The organism is Marinicrinis lubricantis (assembly GCF_042658665.1).
Lineage (GTDB): Bacteria > Bacillota > Bacilli > Paenibacillales > KCTC-33676 > Marinicrinis > Marinicrinis lubricantis.
This window is the reverse complement of record NZ_JBHSQV010000143.1, coordinates 1-19364: the sequence shown is the minus strand read 5'-3', so window position 1 is coordinate 19364 and position 19364 is coordinate 1. Positions and strand designations below refer to the sequence as shown.

Below are 19364 nucleotides of genomic sequence, written 5' to 3'. Positions count from 1 at the left end.
TTCGACACTCTTACCTTACCAAACGAAGCGGTGTTTTTCTATGTCGTCAAGCATTCGATCTAATCGATCACAAACTCATGCTGCACTTGCCATTAACCCGATTTTGGCTCTGCGAAAGTTGAGTTAAGAAGAAAAAGGAGGGAGTACAACGATGAGTTGGCTTCATAATATGAAAATTTCGACGAAATTAGTTTCTAGTTTCATCATTATTACGGTTCTATTAGCGGTAGTTGGTTTGCTAGGTTTACAAAATTTAAAGACGATCAGCGATGATATGGACGACATGTATTCGAACCGTCTCGTCTCTGTGCAGGTTTTGTCAAAAGCAACGATGGATTATCAACGTATTCGGGTGGGTATTCGTGATATATTAATACTTTCCGGAGAACAGCGTCAGGAGCGCATCAGTGAAATCGAGGGTATGAAGAAAGGTGTAGAAGAAAGTGTCAATGTGTTCCGAGGAACTCCGCTTACGGATAAAGACTATGAGCTGCTTTCCAAATTCGATATGGAATGGGAAGCCTATCTGCAGCTGGTGGATGATGCGTTTGTTCTTGCCAACGAGAATAAAGATGATGAATTGCTAAATTTATTAACCGGAGATATGAAAAAAGCCGGAGATGCGCTGAAAACAACGTTGGATGAGATTATAGATTTGAATGTTGGGTTTGCTGAACAATCCAACATGGACGCCAAGGACGCTTATGATTCATCACGTATGATTACTATTGGTATTATCGTTGTGGCAGTAGCAGTCAGTTTACTGCTAGCTTTCGGTATCTCGAGAATGATTACGAAATCGATCAATAAATTGATGCATATCGTTGCTGAGATTGCTGCTGGAGACTTGCGTCAAGACGTGGATATCAAGGCAAAAGACGAGGTGGGACAGTTAGCTGCCTCCGTTAACGAAATGCTGGAAAACCTGCGTGATTTGATCGGCAAGACACTGCAGTCCGCACAAAGTGTGGCAGCGGCTTCTCAGCAAATTTCAGCAAGCACGGAAGAGATCGCGAGCGGCAGTGCGGATCAGTCTAGTGCGGCTCAACGTATGAATGAATTGTTCCGGGATTTATCCGAGGCTGTAAATTCAGTGGCACAAAGTGCAGAACAAGCGTCCGAGCTATCCAACCAAACCGTTTCTGTCGCGCGTCAAGGCGGAACGATTGTCCAATCGTCGATGGAAAGCATGGAAACCGTCAACATACAGATGAAGCGGCTGGAAGATGATTCTACAAAAATCGGTGAAATCATTGAAGTGATTGATGAAATTGCGGAACAGACAAATTTGCTCGCACTGAATGCCGCGATTGAAGCGGCAAGAGCCGGTGAGCAGGGCAGAGGCTTCGCAGTGGTAGCTGACGAGGTGCGTAAGCTGGCCGAGCGAAGCGGAGAGGCAACGAAGCAAATTACTTCGATCATTAAAGGAATGCAAAGCAATACAGGAGTCAGCGTTCAATCTGTCTCTGAAGCCGTTCAAAAAACGAAGCAGGTTCATGATTCCTTCGCAGAAATTATTGATATGGTCAACCAAACGGCGACGAACGTGAATGAAATCGCTGCAGCCAGTGAGGAACAATCCGCCCAGGTGAATGATTTCGTCCATTCGATTGAATCTATCGCTTCGACCAGTGAAGAAGCGGCGGCCGCTTCGGAAGAAACGGCGTCCAGCTCGCAATCGCTCGCCAAGTTATCCGAGGAATTGAATGAAGTCGTCAGTGTATTCAAAATCTAGCATTCTCAATGTACCGTCTTTCCTTATGGGAAGACGGTTTTTAACTGTTGTAACCGTATGAAAGCCAGATTGTTTTTTTACATTCAAAATTTTGTTTTATTATTCTTAGTAAAAGAGTAGGAATAAAGACCGTTTCACGTTATAATCGGTTTAGGGTAATATATTATAAGCGGGCAGAAGCCTAAAAATGTGATAAGGAGTCATTAGACATGGACAAAGTACTTATTTTTGGTCACAAAAATCCCGACACGGATACGATCTGCTCAGCGATCGCATACGCTGAATTGAAATCAAAGCTGGGTTTGAATGTCGAGCCTGTACGTCTAGGTGAATTGAATGGAGAAACCGAATTTGCGCTGAAATATTTTAACATGGACGTTCCGCGGCTTGTAGACTCCGTAGCGGGTGAAGCGAAGGAAGTCATTTTGGTAGACCATAATGAACGCCAGCAGAGCGCGGATGATATCGACCAGGTGCAAGTAATCGAGGTTATTGACCATCACCGAATTGCGAATTTTGAGACCAGCAATCCACTGTACTATCGAGCTGAGCCAGTAGGCTGCACAGCTACAATCTTGAATAAATTGTATAAAGAGAACGGCGTAGAAATCCGTAAAGAAATCGCGGGATTAATGCTGTCTGCGATTATTTCCGATTCCTTGCTGTTTAAATCTCCTACTTGTACGGCGGAAGATGTGGCTGCTGCCCGCGAATTAGCGAAAATCGCAGGTGTTGACGCAGATAAGTACGGCTTAGACATGTTGAAAGCTGGAGCGGATTTAAGCGATAAAACGATTGAACAATTAATTTCGCTCGATGCGAAAGAATTCCAGATGGGCAGCCGCAAGGTCGAAATTGCTCAAGTGAACGCCGTGGATGTGAATGACGTTCTTTCTCGTCAGGCGGAAGTAGAAGCAGCGCTAAACGCGATTATTGAACAAAAAGGCTTAGATCTGTTCGTGTTCGTCGTTACTGATATTTTGAACAACGATTCGGTTGCCATCGCTCTTGGAGAAGCAGCCGCTGCCGTAGAACAAGCTTATAATGTTAAGCTTGAGAACAATAAAGCTGTTCTTAAAGGCGTCGTTTCTCGTAAAAAACAAATTGTACCGGTATTAACAGAAACGTTGAGCAAATAGAACTGAAATGCTATAAATCGAAAGAACACCGTTCATACTTTGAACGGTGTTCTTACATTTCCATGGACTTGATGAAGCCAGAAGTTGTCGAATATTATACCGAAAGAACTAAGTGTACGATTCGTTTCATACTTTATATACAGTACAAAAGAATGGTTTATTTCCCTTTTGAAGGAAAACGCTAGAAACCGTTGAATGACTAGAAAGGTATGCGCGTATGTTGGGTAAGGGAGCATACATCTGAAGTTCATTCAACAGGAGGTTTATTCATTGTATGAAAGTAAGAAAACGGATTATTGCCATGCTAAGTGCCGCTTTGTTTACGGCAAGCTGCATTCCTTCTACGCTGCATTCGGTCGTCCATGCGGCAGACAGCTCCTTCATCAGTAAAATTGCTCAGGAGTATGAGGATTTTTTCAGGACGACGGATGATGCGTATCAAACGTATCTGCGTGAGCAGACGAAGCTGTACCAACAGTTTCTCGATCAACATCGACTAGAATTCAAATCTATCCATGATCAGTTGAACGATGACCTACGCCAAATGAGTATTACCCTGGAAGCAGACATTCTTGAGCTGGAGAACACGTACGGCAGCAGAAATGATAAGTTAAGAGCTTACAGGCAAGCAGCTAATAAAAATTCAATTGGCAGTGCGATGGATTTATACGAGGATATCATCGATAAAAACTCCATCGGTTCACCGATGGATCAATACGAAGATGCTATCGATCCGAATACGATTGGCAGTGCCATGGATCAATATGAAGATGCCGTAGACCCGAATTCAATTGGCAGTGCCATGGATCAATACGAAGACGCCGTTGATCCTAACTCTATCGGCAGTCCAATGGATCAGTTCGAGGACGCATCGGATATTCACAGCATCGGCAGCATTATGGATCAATATGAGGACGGCGATATCACGAAACCACAAGCAGAACAGCAGATGAAGCAGGCGAAGCAAAACGCGGTTTCCGCCATTGAATCGGTTAAGAACAATACGACGACGATGATTGAAAATACGAGAAGTCGTTCCGCTGCCGATATATTGAACAAGAAAACGATGTTGATCCAATCGGCACTTCAGCAGAGAAAGCTGACCATCCAGACTTTATCCGACTTAAGAAAGAATTTGACGGGTACGGGAATTACGTTCCCTGACTTCGTCATCGCAACGAATGAAATTAAAGTGATGATCGATGGAGAATTGCAGCAGTATGAGCAGCCTCCAGTCGCTAAAGGCGGATATGTGCTGGTACCGATGCGAGATATCTTTGAACGACTTGGCGCAGAGATTGAATGGAACAATAAGGAACAATCCGTAACAGCGAAAAAGGACAGCACGACGATATATTTGAAAATCGGCAGCAAAGAAGCACAAATCAATGGTGCTGCGCAGCAGCTTGAAACAGAGGCACAGCTGGTCAACCAGAAGACCATGGTACCATTAAGATTTGTCAGCGAAGCGTTAAGCGCTGAGGTGAAGTGGGACGGTTCGACGAAAACGGTCTATATTAACACGCAAACAGCAGAAGAATTGACGACGGAATAGACTGTTGCTAACCAGTCTGCGGGATGATCCATCCTGCAGACTTTTTTTCTGTTTATCATTTAAGGATCATCCATGTTATGATGAGGTGGTAGTATGGGATAAAATGTATAACACGTGTGAAGGATGATGCAGGAAATGAGAGCATATTTGAAGAAAAAAGGTATCGACTTCCGGCTCCATACCTATGGTATAACGGCGCTGACTTACATGGCTTACGGCCTTTTCAGTTCCTTGATCATTGGCCTTATTATGAAGACGTTAGGGGAGCAGCTTCACATTGATTTCCTCGTTTCGGCGGGACAAGCCGCGAGCAGTTATTATGGTGCAGCAATCGGGGCTGCTGTCAGTTACGGGTTAAAGGCCCCTCCTTTGGTCCTTTTTTCAGCTGTCATTAGCGGGGCTGTTGGCGTGGAGGTAGGGGGCGGACCTGCCGGGGCATTTGCGGCAGCACTCATCGGGACGGAGATTGGGAAGCTCGTATCGGGTTCTACGAAATTAGATATATTAGTTACTCCCTTCGTGTCCATCCTCGCTGGCTGGACATCTGCTCAATTTATCGGCAAATTGATAGCCGATGGCATGCTGCTCTTGGGGGATGCCGTTAATTGGTCCGTCGATCAGCAGCCCTTCATTATGGGAATTCTCGTCGCCACCATTATGGGTCTGGCTCTGACGGCACCAATATCCAGTGCGGCGATAGCGATCATGTTGGGTCTGGATGGTGCCGCCGCAGGGGCCGCAACGGTAGGATGCTCGGCACAAATGATCGGGTTCGCCGTGAGCAGCTATCGGGAAAATGGCATTAGCGGTTTGCTGTCGCAGGGCATTGGGACGTCAATGCTGCAGGTGCCGAATATTATCAAAAAACCGCTTATATTAATCCCGCCTACTGCCGCAGGTATATTGCTCGCTCCTTTTGCGACACTTGTTTTCCATATGGAAAATGTGAAGGAAGGGGCAGGTATGGGAACGAGCGGGTTCGTAGGGCAAATTTTCACCCTTACCACGATGGGATTTCGACTGGAAGTGTGGATGTACATTGCCATCCTGCACATCATTGGGCCTGCCATGATCAGTTTGGCCATTTCTGAATATTTCCGGCGTAAGCAATGGATCAAGTACGGGGATATGAAGCTGGAGCTCAAAGCATAAGTTTGGAAATAAAAAATGTATAGTAGAGTTGGAGGAAGCTGATATGAAAATCAACATACATAAAGCCGACATGCAGATCATCACAGGAGAAGGATATGTAGGTAAGGTGGAGTTTGACGTCACGGGTCATAAGGAGGCATATGAACTCGTACTGCAAAGCAAGAAGGGCAATGAGTGGGGTTATTCTCTGCACTTTTTACACGAACCGGGGCCAGAAGAAGAAATGGATGCCGTTGACGAATATTTGGATGAAAATGATGAAGCATTTTTCGAAATGGTGAATGCTGCTAAGAGAGCCTTGAAGTCAGAAGGAGAATAGATCAGTACTGAGTCGAACGTGCGGACCAGTTGTGATTTTTTCTACGATTTGTTCATTTTTGCTGCAGACTTCTTTCATGGCCTTGGATGGTATTGACCCTCAAAATACGGGATGAAATAATAGGGTTAACCTTCCGGAGGGAATCCATGGAAAAGGTGGTTGAAGCCGTGAATGTACGAATTGCGAAGAAAATTGCGGTGATATGGTTGACGCTCATTTGGCTTGGAACGAGTTTGTGGACGGTGCCTGCGCTAAATGTCGAAGGAGCGGAGCCGTCCACGGTTACCATTGATTCTCACCAAGACGGTGACATCGTTGCTGCAGGTATCATTCGTCTATCAGGGGCTTACTCTAACGCATACGATTTAAAAATCGTCGTTAATGGAACCAAGGTGGACAAAGTTCGGGTGAAGGATGATGGAACTGAATCGGGTACGTGGCATTATGACTTAAACACATCCGTATATGATGAGAAAATTGAAATCGTTGTCATCGGTTCGGATTCCGTCACGAGGTACGGAGTATGGTCTCCATTTATGACACTTCTCATCGACAACCCAAAAGCAAGCGTTCCAAAGGTCAGCATCGTAGATCCAGTAGAACAAAAGACCGTGCAGGGGATGGAGAAAATTCGCACAGCAGTGGACGCGAAAAATCAGATCGTCCGTGTTGAGATTCGAGTCAACGGCGGTCCATGGGAAGCCGCAGAAAAGAAAGGTAAGCATTATGAGTTGAAGTGGGATACCAAACGCGTTCCAGCAAGAACGAACAGTATTGAGGCTCGAGCGATAGACATGTACGGCAACGAAGGTTGCAGCTTAACTAAATATGTGAGAACGAAAGGCGCAGTCTCCGATCCAGTCACTACTGTATCACAGGACCGCGCGATATGGATCTGGGAATCCGAATCCTATCCACTCGTGATGAATGCAGGATCCAGGGAAGTACTTCGTTCGCTCGCACAAGATACAGAGACATTCGGGCAAGACCCGATCACTACACTATACTTAGGGGTAGATACGTATTTCGGCAGCGATATGCTGGAGGATGAACGGGAGAAGGTCAGGAATTTCGTTTCTTGGGCTCATGAAGAAGGCTTCCAAGTTCAAGCATTAATTGCTGGCGGGACAAAACCGCCTTATTTCGGTGCCTATGAACGCTATCATGATATAGCCCTTCGTGAATTCGAAAAAGTGCTGAATTATAATCTGTCATCGGAACCTGCCGAACAATTCGATGGGGTTAATATTGACATCGAGCCTTACATTGCTGCTGATTTCAAGTCTGATAAGCCGTCCATACAAATTCAGTACTTGGACTTACTGCGAAAAATCGTAGAGCGAAGAGATGCTTCGGGCTTGAATTTGCCGCTCGGTCCAGCCATACCCCGTTGGTATGACACATCTGACACTGCGACGGACATTCCATGGAATGGAGCCACTAAACCGTTAAACGAACACATTCAAGAGTTGATGGACTATATCGCAATCATGGATTATCGGGATCAGGCGGAAGGCTCGGTCGGCATCATTGCACAAGCACAAAATGAAATCGATTATGCGATGTCCATTGGAAAGAAGCATTCCGTTGTCATTGGGGTAGAATCGAAGGATATTGCGGACGGCGGTGATCCTGAGATGATTTCGTTCCGAGAAGAAGGCAGAGCATGGATGGAGTCTGAGTTAAACAAAGTATATGATGCTTTCTCAGATAACAGTGCTTTCGCGGGTATTGCTCTTCATCAATACGAAGATATTCAAAAGCTTCCATCGCAGTGGGGTCCCGATGCGAGATGGTGGGAGCCTCCGGCAGATCATCAGCCGCCTTCGGCCGTAAGTGGTTGGCCGTCAGCAGCCGCTTTTGATTACCAATCCATTGAGATTTCTTATGGGATGGCTTCTGACAATACAGAGGTGGATGAATACCGAATTTATCGCGGAATGACCGCAGACTTTCCGGCGGATGAGGCACACCTGGCTGGAACCTCTCGCAGTCTTTCTTATTTAGACAAAGGACTGCTTCCAGAAACGACCTACTATTACAAGGTTGCAGCTGTCGATGCCCAAGGAAACCTGGGACCTGTTTCGTCTGCTGTTTCTGCTGTGACAGGCTCTACTGAATTAAAGCCTATGATTATAGGTGAAATGACAGTAACGTATGAATCGGGGCGTGGGCTGGTGTATCTGAAGGTCGTTGATATGGAGACGGGGCAGCGTGTCCCGGCTGTCGTTCATGGAAGATATACGTATATGGGCGGAAAATATATCGATGTAAAGACGAATGCCGAGGGTGTGATGACTGCACAATCTGAACTTGTCGACAAGGAGTCAGGGATGATCGGATTTCAAGTGAACCGCTTGAATGCACCGGGATATTACTGGGCATCCGCTTACGATCATGAGCTTGCGGATACCGTACAGTGGGGACAATAGCAGAACGACCGTGAATTGTGCCAATTGATAAAAAATGGGGAGGTCACAAGATGAATCGCTGGTTGAAGATGTTAGGAATGTTTGCCCTTATCTTATTCTTCGGCATGAATCTGACATCCCAGAGCGCAAATGCCAATATTTCTTGGTGGTCGGACGGTGCCGATACTGGACAGGATGCTCGAGCGATTTGGATGTATTTCTCCAATGAATATTCGAATCTATATGATACGAATGCCAAAATTACGGAACAAGTCGCGGAAATGAAGGAGAAGCAGATTGACATCATTATCGCTTCATTGAATTCCGCCGATCTATCTCAGCTGTCTGATCCGACTTCGGAAAAAGCGCAGCGTATACAGCACTTGGTCAATTCCGCAAGCACTTACGGTATTCAGGTATACATTGGCCATTGGGAAGATATGTTTACTGCCTCAGACGGGCAGATGAGTAACGATGACCACGTGGATCATGTGATTCATTTTAATGAACAGAATGGGCTGAGCAATCAGGATATTATGGGGGTTGTTACCGATTACGAAATGCACGGCACATCACGAACCTCTGCGATGTATGAACAATGGCGGTTGTTTCATCATCAGTTAAAAGAACGCATTGGAACGCACAATTTAAAGCTGATCCCGACCATCAGCGAACCCGATACGATGATTGCAAGCTGTAGAGACGCTGGATGCACGAGCGAATGGATGACTGCCAATGGAATCAGCGGATCGGGAACATACCAAGGAGACGTCGCTTATTTCACAACGTACAATGGAAGTACGTTCGCAGACGCGCTGATGGTGATGTATTATTACAACACCCCTGAATTGATTGAATCTAAAGCAGCAGACGATATTATTGAGGCAAGCAGCATGGTCAATCCGGTTCCCATCATTACGGGCATCAGTGTAGGTGAGAACAGTATCGATCCCAGTTTGCTGACGAAAGCCGACGTGGAAGAAGTCGTTAATCGAATGGAATTGTTGAAAGGGAATTATGCCCAAGGAATACTCGGTGTCATGTGCTGGAAGTGGGATGATCCGGACGATACGGATGATGAATACAGAGGTGTCATGTCGCATCAGGTCGATGTCCAAGAGGATGCTTTTGTACGAAGCGGAGTTTACAGCGAAGGTAATTACGGTAATGAATCCCTCATCGAGATTAAGGATGCACCTAACGGTACTGCCGGTGCGGACTACGATCGGTTGGGTTATATGAAGTTCAATTTAATGAGTAGTGAAAGCTCGTCAACGCCTTCCTCGGCGAAGCTATATTTTTATGTCGACCGAGATGTGACCGACGGCATCGTTCAGTCCGTTCCGATTACGATACAAGGACTGCAGGATGATCAATGGAGTGAGCAAACCATAACATGGAACAGCAGACCTTCCAGTATAGATGCCGTTATCTTGGGAACCGTGGACATTACTTCAGCCGGGTGGTACAGTCTGGATGTGACGAATTACGTGCTGCAGCAATCGGATTCAGTCATCACTTTACGGTTTTACGATGCTCAAACAAAGGATAGGCTTGTTTCCATTCATAGCAAAGAATCGGGTAACAAACATGCGTTCATCCGTATCCATTGAACGTGAGTGAAGAAGCTAAGCAGGGGAGAGAAGGGGAGTCGGCGGGCAGCAGCCGCTGAATCCCCTTTTTCATTTATGTGGAATATAATTAATAATATTAATAATTTATACCATTAATAAAGTTTATTTTCTGCGCAATTTCAGCTGCTTTCGGTAATGGGAAGGGGTTACCCCGAATGCTTTCTTGAATGATTTGCTGAAGTGAGGATAATCTGAAAAACCAACTTGATGCGCGATGTCCATCGTAGAATCGTCTGTCGTCTCCAATAATTCCTGCGCTTTATTCAGTCTGAGCTGAATTAAGTATTTAATAAAGCTCACGTTCATTTCCTGCCGAAAGGAACGGCTGAAATAAGCAGCAGAGATCCCGATGGAATCGGCAACCTCTTGTAGTGTCAATTGCTCTGAGCAGAAATGTTCCTCCATGTATTGCACTGCTTTTAAAATATTTAATCGCGATCCTAGATTACGTTGATTCTTTAATTCAGCCACGATTTCTGAAGTATGCCCGCGCATCGTTTCTTCAACGGTACGGCATGGATCATACCTAGACATAACTTGGATAGCTGGTGAAAAAACAATGTCTCGCATTTCCAGAGATCGAATCGCAGAATGCAGTACATTTGACGCGAACTGGGACATGGTCAATTCTGGAGAAGGATGGAGACGGTATAATGCGATCATTTGGTTTATGGTCTGAAAAGCTCGCTCTTCATCAGCCGTCCAAAGCTGTTCTGCAAGTTTATCTCTAAGCTCATTCATTTCGATGAACCATCTGCTTTGTTCAAAGAAACGCTGCTCGCTCTGTACGAGCTTCTCATACATGGCATGTAAAGTATGATGTAATTGTTCTGGAACGATCGGCTTTAAGAGGAAGTCAGAGACACCGAAACGGATCGCTTTCTGCGCATACTCAAATTCGTTATAGCCTGAAAGTATGATGAAAAGCGTATTCGGCTTTAAATGCTTGGCGGATTCGATGAATGCGAGACCATCCATCTCCGGCATCCAGATGTCTGTAATGACAATCTCCGGCAAATGCTGTTCAAACGCGTTTAACGCCTCGCTGCCATCCTCGGCTTCCGCCACCACATCGAAGGGAAGCGCTGAATCTTGTATCAGTTTTTTCAAACTGAGGTGAATCATATATTCGTCATCTACGATCAGGACACGATATCGCATCATCTATGACCTCCTTTGGCAGTGTGCCCAGATAAGGCAGCGTAATCTCAATGATAGTTCCTTCGCTAGAAGATTCCACGATATGCAAACCATATGGCTTCCCGAAAGTCAGTCGAATTCGTTCGTGAACATTGGTCATGCCGATACTGGCCAAGCTATGATCCGCTTCAGATGGATATTCATCGGTTCGAACAAAGAATTGATTGTACTCATCCATCACACGCCTCGTCATGCCTCCGCCGCGGTCTACGATAAGCATTCGGAAAAAGCTCGGATGTCTTTCACCGAAAATGCCGATATACGTCGGTTTCCTCTGATGCTGTTGATATCCGTGCACGAACGCATTTTCGATCAGAGGCTGCAGCGTCAGTCGGATCATCGCCACCTCCGACATCGATGGTTCGTCAATATTCAATTCGACCTGGAGCCTTCTATACCTAGCACACTGAATATCCAAATAAGAGCGTATATGTACCGTTTCCTCCTCGAGTGTAACGATTTGCTTGGCATTGCCGATATTGTAACGGAACATATGAGCGAGGGCGGCAGCCATTTTGCTGATCTCCATGTTGTTCACCAAGATGGCATGAGAATTAATAATTTCCAGGGTATTGTATAAAAAGTGCGGATTGATGTGCGACTGCATCGCCTGCAGTGCCGATTCCTTTTGCTTAATGATCAACTCCTGTTCTTTCAGCTTGGCGAGATGGACTTCGAATACGAGACGATCTAGTTCGCTGACCATGTGATAGAAGCTTTGAAACAGACTATTGATCTCTTGATTTTTGTACGTTCTACGAATGGAACGGACAGAAAAATCCCCGTTCTCCACACGGTGCATCAATTTTTGTAAAAAGGAAAGCGAACGCGTGATCGAAAGGGAAAATCCTGCAATGACAGCGAGTGTGAATAGGATAAAGAGAGACACAGCCAGCATGCTCCAGTTCCGCAGCTCTATCATATGACCAATAATCAGATTTAGCGGAATCTCAGCGATGATCGTCCAGTCTGTCACATTCGAATGATTAAAGAGAATGAATTGCTTCCCGTTTGAGTTTTTATTCGTAAAAAATTGCTCCTCCGTCCGAAGAAGGGATCTGTGGAAATCAGCAGGGACTGTATCACCCCATTTGCCTTCATCCGGGTGGTAGACGATGCGCCCGTCCGAATCCATAATCCATACTTGAAAACCGTCCAATGCAGCATTCTCACTGATGCTTGAAATTTGCTTTAAATCAATATCTAATACAAACAAGCCTTCAAAGAGATAGGTCGTATTGCTGTAAATTTTGCGAGCGACCGTAAGCACGGAAGTTTGGCCGACTTGGTTCAGGCCGATAATTTGAAAGTTGCTTAATTCGGATTCCTTCCGTATCAGCTGTTCATTGCGCTGTCGAATAAGATCCATATCAATCCATTCATTGAATCTGCTGTATTCGGTGATGTGGTAATTGTTTTTAGAAGTAATTGAGATTCCTAATATATCGGGTCTTCCGTCAAGCATTTGGGAGAATAGGTCATTTTGGATCGTATTCGAAAGCAGCAGATAGTCGTATGGAGTCACTTGAACTTGATGGATAAATTGTTGAACGTGCGGATTGGTGACATAGGGAGATGTTGAGACTTCTAGGTTGGACATGTATAAATCGAGAAAATCACTCGTCTGCTCGATCAGCTTAAGATTGGATTCAATCGCGGATTGCTCAATCGTTTCAGTCGATGCCTTGTACCAAATCCATCCTAATACAAAGCTGGGGAGGCAGACGAGGCAAACGATAATAAGAAATAATCGCTGCTTAATCGTAAGCGCTTCCAATCTTGCCATATTTTCTCTCACATCCCGAATTGGACTGATGATCGTTTCATTTTAAAGGGTAAGGCAAAAAAACACAAGTACAAAATAATACACCATTCCATGGCCGTGTGATTTCATTACAATGGACATATAAGCGCTTATATAAACTGCATATTAAGGGGGAACGAACCATGTCAATCAGGCATTGGCGAAATCGAATTTTCTGTATGCTTCTTGTCATCATTGTCATCATTGCAGGCTGCTCGAACACTCAGAATGAGCCGAATACAAACAATGGCAGCTCTAACCCATCGAATGCATCTGAAGAAAAAGAGAAGGTGACGATTTCATTAGGGTTTTATTCCGGCGGTGCATCCGATGAAACGATGAAGAAACTTATTGATCAGTTCATGGATAAGCATCCTCATATTAAAGTGGAAACGCAGAGTGCGCCATACGGCCAATTCTTTCAACGCTTAGACACACAAATTGCGGCAGATAATGCGCCGGATGTATGGCTGTCGGACGGTGTATTCGTCATGAAGTATGCAGAGCGCGGTGCGATCCGGGATTTGACTGATTGGATTGAAGCGGATCTTAACAAGGACGATTATTACGGCTTGGATTTCAATAAAGATGCCGAGGGCAAATATTGGGCCATTCCGCAGGGAATTCAAATCGGTGTTTTGTTTTATAACAAGGATTTGTTTGATGAGGCTGGGGTACCGTACCCCGATGAAAACTGGACTTGGGAAGATCTGAAAGAGACGGCTGCACTGCTGACGGTTGACGCTTCCGGGAAGAAAGCGGACGATTCAGGTTATGATGCCAACAATGTACAGCAGTTTGGCTTAACGTTCTTCAGTATTACGGAGGGCTGGTTCCCGGTACTCAAGTCGTATGGCGGCGGGGTATTGGATGAAACGGGCAAGAAGTCGGTCGTCCATTCTGAGAGCAATATGGAAGCCATGGAGTGGATGGTAGATGGAATGAAGAGAGGCATTATTACCGATCCGGTCGATCTGAAAAGCTTCCAGAGCGCTATGGCTGTATTCCCAAGCGGCTCTGCAGCGATGCGTATTGGCATATACGCCCGAGTGCTTGCAGCCAATGAGGCAGGCTTGAACTACGACGTCACGCTGCTTCCGAAGGGACCGGACGGAAAGCGATTCGCTCCTGTCATAGCAAACTCGTGGGTGATTAATAAAAAATCAAGTGATGAGAAAGCACAGGCGGCATGGGAATGGATTAAGTATTGGGCAACAGAGGACGAAGTCCAGAAGGAATGGGCAGCACTTGGTGAAGCCGTTCCTGTCAAGAAATCCGTTGCGAACTCAGAGGTGTTCTTGACGGCGTCGGATCAGCCGGCGAATCGCCAAGCATTCTTGGACAGCTTCGAGTTTGCGGGGACACTGGACAGCAACGCGGTATGGGAAGAATGGGTATCCAAATTCAATGACAACGCTCAGCGTGCATTTCTTGGGGACGCTTCTATCGAGGAAGCACTTTCCGGGGCCGATCAAGAAATCCAAAAGGTGTTGGATGAATTTTATCAATAATCTAAACGTACGCAACCTTGAGTAAAGGCGGGATGACGATGAACTTGACTTCGAATGATGCAGCTCAAACAGTAAAAGAAATCCCGGCAAGGAAGCAGAAACGAAAAAGATTATCCTACGAGGGGAGATGGGGGCTTTTTATGGTCTCCCCTTATTTGATTCACTTCGCTCTGTTCGTTGCCGGTCCTTTAGTCGCCTCTTTGTATTTCAGTTTTTCCGATTACGATATGCTGAATCCGCCGAAATGGACGGGCTTGGATAATTACACAAAGCTGTTTAACGAACCGCTGTTTTGGAAGTCATTGTGGAATACGATCTATTTCGCTTTGCTGTTCGTACCGGCTCAGACGGTGCTCGCCTTAATTTTGGCCGTAGCGCTGAACCAAAAACTGAAGGGTTTAAAGCTGTTTCGGATGGCGCATTTCATCCCGGTCATTTCTTCTTGGACCGTTATACTGTATGTTGCGGACGCCATCTTCAATCCTCGATTTGGTGCAGCAAACTCCATCTTGAACAAGCTTGGCTTCACCCCGCAGATGTGGCTGAACGATGAGCATTGGGTGATCCCGCTTCTCGTGCTGATCGCCGTATGGAAGGGAGTCGGCTATATTATGGTGATTTATTTAGCCGGTCTTCAAAATGTACCGAAGGACCTTTATGAAGCTGCGGAAATGGATGGCGCGAATGCCTTCATGAAATTTAGATCGATCACGCTCCCGCTCATTTCTCCGACTACCTTCTTGGTGTTGATCTTGAGTACGATCAGCACGTTTCAGGCATTCGAGCAAATCTATGTCCTTACGGGAGGGACAGCGGGGATCAGCAGTGCAGGAGGTCCGAACAACTCAAGCCTGGTGCTCATGCTCTATTTGTACAGAGAGGGCTTTTCCTTCATGCATATGGGATATGCTTCCGCGATCGCTTGGGTGCTGTTTATGATTTTGTTTGTTTTAACGCTGCTGCAGCTGACGGTTCAAAAGAAATGGGTGCATTATGAATAAAATGAAACGTATTGTGAAGGAGGCGGGGTTCCGATGCGGCATAAGCTTTTGGGCCGAAGCGTTGGTTACGTGACAATCATCATCAGTTCACTGATCATGATTGTTCCATTTATTGCTGCACTGTTTAATTCATTAAAAACATACAAGGAATATACGGCCGTGCCTCCAAAATGGATACCGGATGTATTCCAGTGGTCGAATTATTCGGAAGTACTCAAGCTCGGAAATTTCAGTTCGCATACGATGAACAGCTTTATCGTCGCCGTATTGTCGGTCATTGGCGCTTTGATTTCCTGCTCTATGGTATCCTTTGCGTTTGCGAGGCTTCGCTTTCCGTTCAAAAACAGTTTGTTTGTCATGGTGCTTGGAACGATGATGATTCCGCCCGTTGTAATCATTATCCCTCACTTCATTATCTTCGACACACTTCATATGCTCGATACGCTTACGCCGCTGTGGGTGATTGAATGGCTGGCGCAGCCGTTCGGGATCTTCCTTCTCCGGCAGGCGTTTCTAAGTATCCCGACGGAATATGAAGAGGCTGCGAAAATGGAAGGCTGCAACCCCTTCCAGGTATACATGAGGGTATATTTGCCGATGTGCAAGCCGACGTTAGCGACGCTGGCGGTTTTTACCTTTATGACGAAATGGAATGAGATCTTAGCTCCAGTCATTTACTTGACCTCAGAGGAAAACTTCACACTGCCGATCGGTATTTTGTCACTCGGTGGACAGTGGTTCGGGAATGAACAGTACATGGTGGCCGCAGCGCTGATGAGCTTGGTTCCGATTTTGATCGTATTTCTGTTCGCAGAGAAATATTTCGTACAAAATTATACGTCCTCAGGGATTAAATGATGGTTTGGACTCGAGTCAACTGTAGGAAGACCATACAGGGGGGATAACGTGATGAAGATCGCATCATTCAGTGGAGCGATGATAAATTACAGCATGCATGAGGCAATGGAGATTACGAAGCGGGCAGGCTTGGACGGCATTGAAATTGCCTGCCGGGAACCTCACTTATCTGCGGAGACTTCTTATGAGAGAGTGAGAGAAATGAAGCGGCTGGCGATGGACTTGGGACTGCAAATTCCCGCGCTGGCAGGCTACATGGGGAATTTCTCAACATCAAGCGACGCGGAATGCGAGAAGGCGTATCATGAGTTCGTGCACATGCTGGAATGGGCTGATCTACTGGAAGCAGAGTTAATTCGTATTTTCCAAGGCGGGCCCAATGCCTTTCTTGCAGAGGCATACCATTACGAAAAGGCGGCATGGTGGCTCAATCGCTGTGCGATCGCGGCGAAGAAGCATGACAAAAAAATCGTACTGGAAATCCATAATAACAGTTTAGTAGAGACGGCTGACACGGCATTGAAGCTTTTGGGTATGATTGGCCAAGAAAATGTGGGGGTCATTCATGATGCGGCCAACATGTATATTACGGATACCGATTATGGTCGCGACTCGGTCTTCAAGCTTCGCGGCCGATTATTCCACGTTCATGTGAAGGATGAGATGCGGATCGATCAAGCGGGAGCGCCGGGTACATTCGTAAATCGAACGCGTCACGGGGAAGAGCACTTCTTGCAATGCCGACTTGGCGAGGGAGCGGTTGACCATCAGCCGCTGCTGACGGTGCTCCAGGAAATCGGCTATGGCGGTTGGATCACGCTGGAATGCTTCGCTCCATATCCAGCGGAGGATAATCTAGTTCACGATCTTCAAGCGGTGCGCAGCATGCTGATGAACACGAGGAAGGAAGAGATACGATGAAGCTGGATGCAGGGAAAGTCCGTTTTGGAATCATCGGCTGCGGAATCATAGCAGATGTACACGCGCGTGTGGTAGCTCTGTTGTCAGAAGCAGAGCTGATTGGTGTGACGGATGTGAACCGTGAGCATGCGAAGCGATTCGCAGCGAGGCATCACTGCCGAGCCTATGAAAGCATCGAAGCACTGCTGCGGGATGATAAGATCGATGCGGTGTGCATCTGCACGCCCAGCGGGCTGCATGCCGAACAAGCAATCCAAACAGCCAGAGCAGGAAAGCACGTTTTCGTCGAGAAACCGATGGCACTGAAGCTGGACGATGTGGATCGGATGGTAACCGTGTGCGAAGAGAATGAGGTACTGCTCTCTACGGTCTTCCCGCGCCGCATGTCGCCGCATGCTAGATTCGCGAGAAAGTTCATACAGGACGGCAGACTGGGGAAATTAAGCCTTTGCTCGGCATATGTCAAAATATACCGTGATCAAGCCTATTACGATAGTGCGGGTTGGAGAGGCACTTGGAAGATGGATGGGGGCGGTGTCATGATGAATCAGGGGATTCATACGGTAGATTTGCTCCAATGGCTTGTCGGTCCAGTCGTATCCCTGAGCGGAAAAGCAAAAACGGTGCTTCGCAGCATCGAGGTAGAGGATACCGCAGCCGCTATTCTGCAGTTTGAGAACGGTGCGATGGGCGTTCTGGAAATGACTACGACGGCTCACCCCAGTAAAGGACAGCGGTTAGAAATCCACGGAAATAAAGGAACGTTGGTGATCGAAGAAGATCACATTGTCGCTTTGGAAATAGAGGGAGAAGAAGCTGTGAAGCTTCCCCCGCTGGATGATTTCAAAGTCGTTCCAGATGGACATCTGCTACAGCTCAAGGATTTTGCCGAGGCTATTCAAGACGGACGGATGCCGATCGTTCCCGGAACAGCCGGCAGGCATTCACTGGCGATCATTCTGGGCACATACACATCTTCTTCTCTCGGCAGAGAAGTCGTGTTGCCCGATATGTAATCTAATCCAGGCTGTGTGGAAGAAACATGAGGTACGCTTGTACCGTCAAGTGTTTCGGAAGCACAGTTTTTTTATGACGATTCGTGTTAACTATAATGCATGTTTCAATCCCTGATTCATGCCAAGCATCTTCACACTTTGAGTGATATCGGTCTGAAGACAGTTGGATAAGTAGAGAGCATTCGCTATCATAGAATGAAATGAAAGTGTGAAATTCCACCTGTCGAGGAATCGCATCCATCCCGAATGGATATGGAGGTGTGCCATGCAGCCGATTACCGTAAAGCGAATGTCGGAATTGGATGAAATCGGACTCGAGCAGGCCGTAAAGTAGGTACTTACGGTATTTGGACGATAAAAAAGGGCCTTTCCAAATTACTTCGATGCTAGACTAAAAAGTAGACATGGAGAACCGAGAATAAGATAGAATAAAATAACATTATTCGAGGTGTCCGACATGACGAAAAAATACGATCGCTTCAAGTGGCGTGTCGCGAAGATGGAATTGATGGCGTTTTCTGATCAATGTTAGCAGATATGAAATGTTGGCCTAATTCTTCAAAATCTTCATTTACAATTTGAACTAAGGAATCTCTTTCGACAATAAAATCGGATTATTTCTTATTAGAAGGTCTATCGGCCAACGGTGATCCCCCTCTATGTATTTCAGTTTCTTCAGCGAACTGATTTTTTTCTTCAGTTATAACTGTTGGTGTAAGAAGTAATAGAGAAGAAAGCAAAAAAAAGTTGGTTAAAAGAGTTTTTTCATTAGTGTCCCATCCTTCACAGATTATTAACCCCAAATAGGAATTTAATTCTACGTCATACCAATAAATCATACATAAAATGTAATATTATTAATTTATTTGAGATATTATAACGTGTTTACCAAACATTGAACAATCCTGCTATTTATTTGGTATAATTATCCATGAAAAGTAATTTGTGTGAGGTGATTTGAAATGAGTAAATATCTAATTGGGGCTTGCTGAACGATTAAAAAATCCAGTAACAGCAAGGGTTTGAGGCATTCTTTGTCGAATTCATATGCAAGGAAATCGTTGAAATACGATGAAAAACCGTGCACATGGAGGATGACGATCATGTA

Annotated in this window: 14 protein-coding genes; 12 read left to right on the top strand and 2 right to left on the bottom strand. The window is 45.8% G+C overall.

Features of this window, described 5'->3' with window-relative positions:
- Window positions 1-151 precede the first annotated feature (151 nt).
- The 7 genes from ACFPXP_RS10985 to ACFPXP_RS10955 all read left to right on the top strand — a co-directional run bounded on the left by ACFPXP_RS10985 (window position 152) and on the right by ACFPXP_RS10955 (window position 9924).
- Entirely contained in the window at window positions 152-1735 is a 1584-nt protein-coding gene (locus ACFPXP_RS10985; protein ID WP_379894250.1) for a methyl-accepting chemotaxis protein, read from the top strand.
- 209 nt (window positions 1736-1944) lie between these two features.
- Entirely contained in the window at window positions 1945-2874 is a 930-nt protein-coding gene (locus ACFPXP_RS10980) for a manganese-dependent inorganic pyrophosphatase (RefSeq protein ID WP_379894249.1), read from the top strand.
- 274 nt (window positions 2875-3148) lie between these two features.
- Window positions 3149-4429 carry a copper amine oxidase N-terminal domain-containing protein gene (locus tag ACFPXP_RS10975; protein WP_379894248.1) on the top strand — a complete coding sequence of 427 codons (1281 nt, stop codon included), beginning with the start codon at window positions 3149-3151 and terminating at the stop codon, window positions 4427-4429.
- A gap of 135 nt (window positions 4430-4564) precedes the next feature.
- Entirely contained in the window at window positions 4565-5581 is a 1017-nt protein-coding gene (locus ACFPXP_RS10970; RefSeq protein WP_379894247.1) for a PTS transporter subunit IIC, read from the top strand.
- Window positions 5582-5624: 43 nt separating this feature from the next.
- Entirely contained in the window at window positions 5625-5900 is a 276-nt protein-coding gene (locus tag ACFPXP_RS10965; protein WP_379894246.1) for a hypothetical protein, read from the top strand.
- A gap of 146 nt (window positions 5901-6046) precedes the next feature.
- Entirely contained in the window at window positions 6047-8332 is a 2286-nt protein-coding gene (locus ACFPXP_RS10960; protein WP_379894245.1) for an Ig-like domain-containing protein, read from the top strand.
- 50 nt (window positions 8333-8382) lie between these two features.
- Entirely contained in the window at window positions 8383-9924 is a 1542-nt protein-coding gene (locus ACFPXP_RS10955; RefSeq protein WP_379894244.1) for a CBM96 family carbohydrate-binding protein, read from the top strand.
- Between the two features lie 123 nt (window positions 9925-10047).
- On the opposite strand, the gene ACFPXP_RS10950 is transcribed toward ACFPXP_RS10955, so the two are convergent.
- Both ACFPXP_RS10950 and ACFPXP_RS10945 read right to left on the bottom strand, forming a co-directional pair.
- The gene (locus ACFPXP_RS10950) at window positions 10048-11109 is read right to left on the bottom strand and encodes a response regulator (protein ID WP_379894243.1); all 1062 of its coding nucleotides are present in this window, start codon (window positions 11107-11109) and stop codon (window positions 10048-10050) included.
- Entirely contained in the window at window positions 11078-12931 is a 1854-nt protein-coding gene (locus ACFPXP_RS10945; RefSeq protein ID WP_379894242.1) for a sensor histidine kinase, read from the bottom strand. Before ACFPXP_RS10945 ends, ACFPXP_RS10950 begins: the two co-directional genes overlap by 32 nt.
- A 161-nt stretch (window positions 12932-13092) precedes the next feature.
- On the opposite strand from ACFPXP_RS10945, the gene ACFPXP_RS10940 reads away from it, so the two are divergent.
- Genes ACFPXP_RS10940 through ACFPXP_RS10920 form a run of 5 tightly spaced genes read left to right on the top strand, consistent with a single transcriptional unit; the run spans window position 13093 to window position 18256 of the window.
- Entirely contained in the window at window positions 13093-14460 is a 1368-nt protein-coding gene (locus ACFPXP_RS10940; protein ID WP_379894241.1) for an ABC transporter substrate-binding protein, read from the top strand.
- Between the two features lie 38 nt (window positions 14461-14498).
- Window positions 14499-15461: a carbohydrate ABC transporter permease gene (locus tag ACFPXP_RS10935; RefSeq protein ID WP_379894240.1), complete on the top strand. Its 963-nt coding sequence runs from the start codon at window positions 14499-14501 to the stop codon at window positions 15459-15461.
- Window positions 15462-15494: 33 nt separating this feature from the next.
- Window positions 15495-16319 (top strand): carbohydrate ABC transporter permease, encoded by an 825-nt coding sequence (locus ACFPXP_RS10930; protein WP_379894239.1) that lies wholly within the window; start codon window positions 15495-15497, stop codon window positions 16317-16319.
- 51 nt (window positions 16320-16370) lie between these two features.
- Complete coding sequence (locus ACFPXP_RS10925; protein ID WP_379894238.1) at window positions 16371-17240, top strand: sugar phosphate isomerase/epimerase family protein; 870 nt, start codon at window positions 16371-16373, stop codon at window positions 17238-17240.
- Window positions 17237-18256 carry a Gfo/Idh/MocA family protein gene (locus ACFPXP_RS10920; RefSeq protein ID WP_379894237.1) on the top strand — a complete coding sequence of 340 codons (1020 nt, stop codon included), beginning with the start codon at window positions 17237-17239 and terminating at the stop codon, window positions 18254-18256. Before ACFPXP_RS10925 ends, ACFPXP_RS10920 begins: the two co-directional genes overlap by 4 nt.
- Window positions 18257-19364: the final 1108 nt, after the last annotated feature.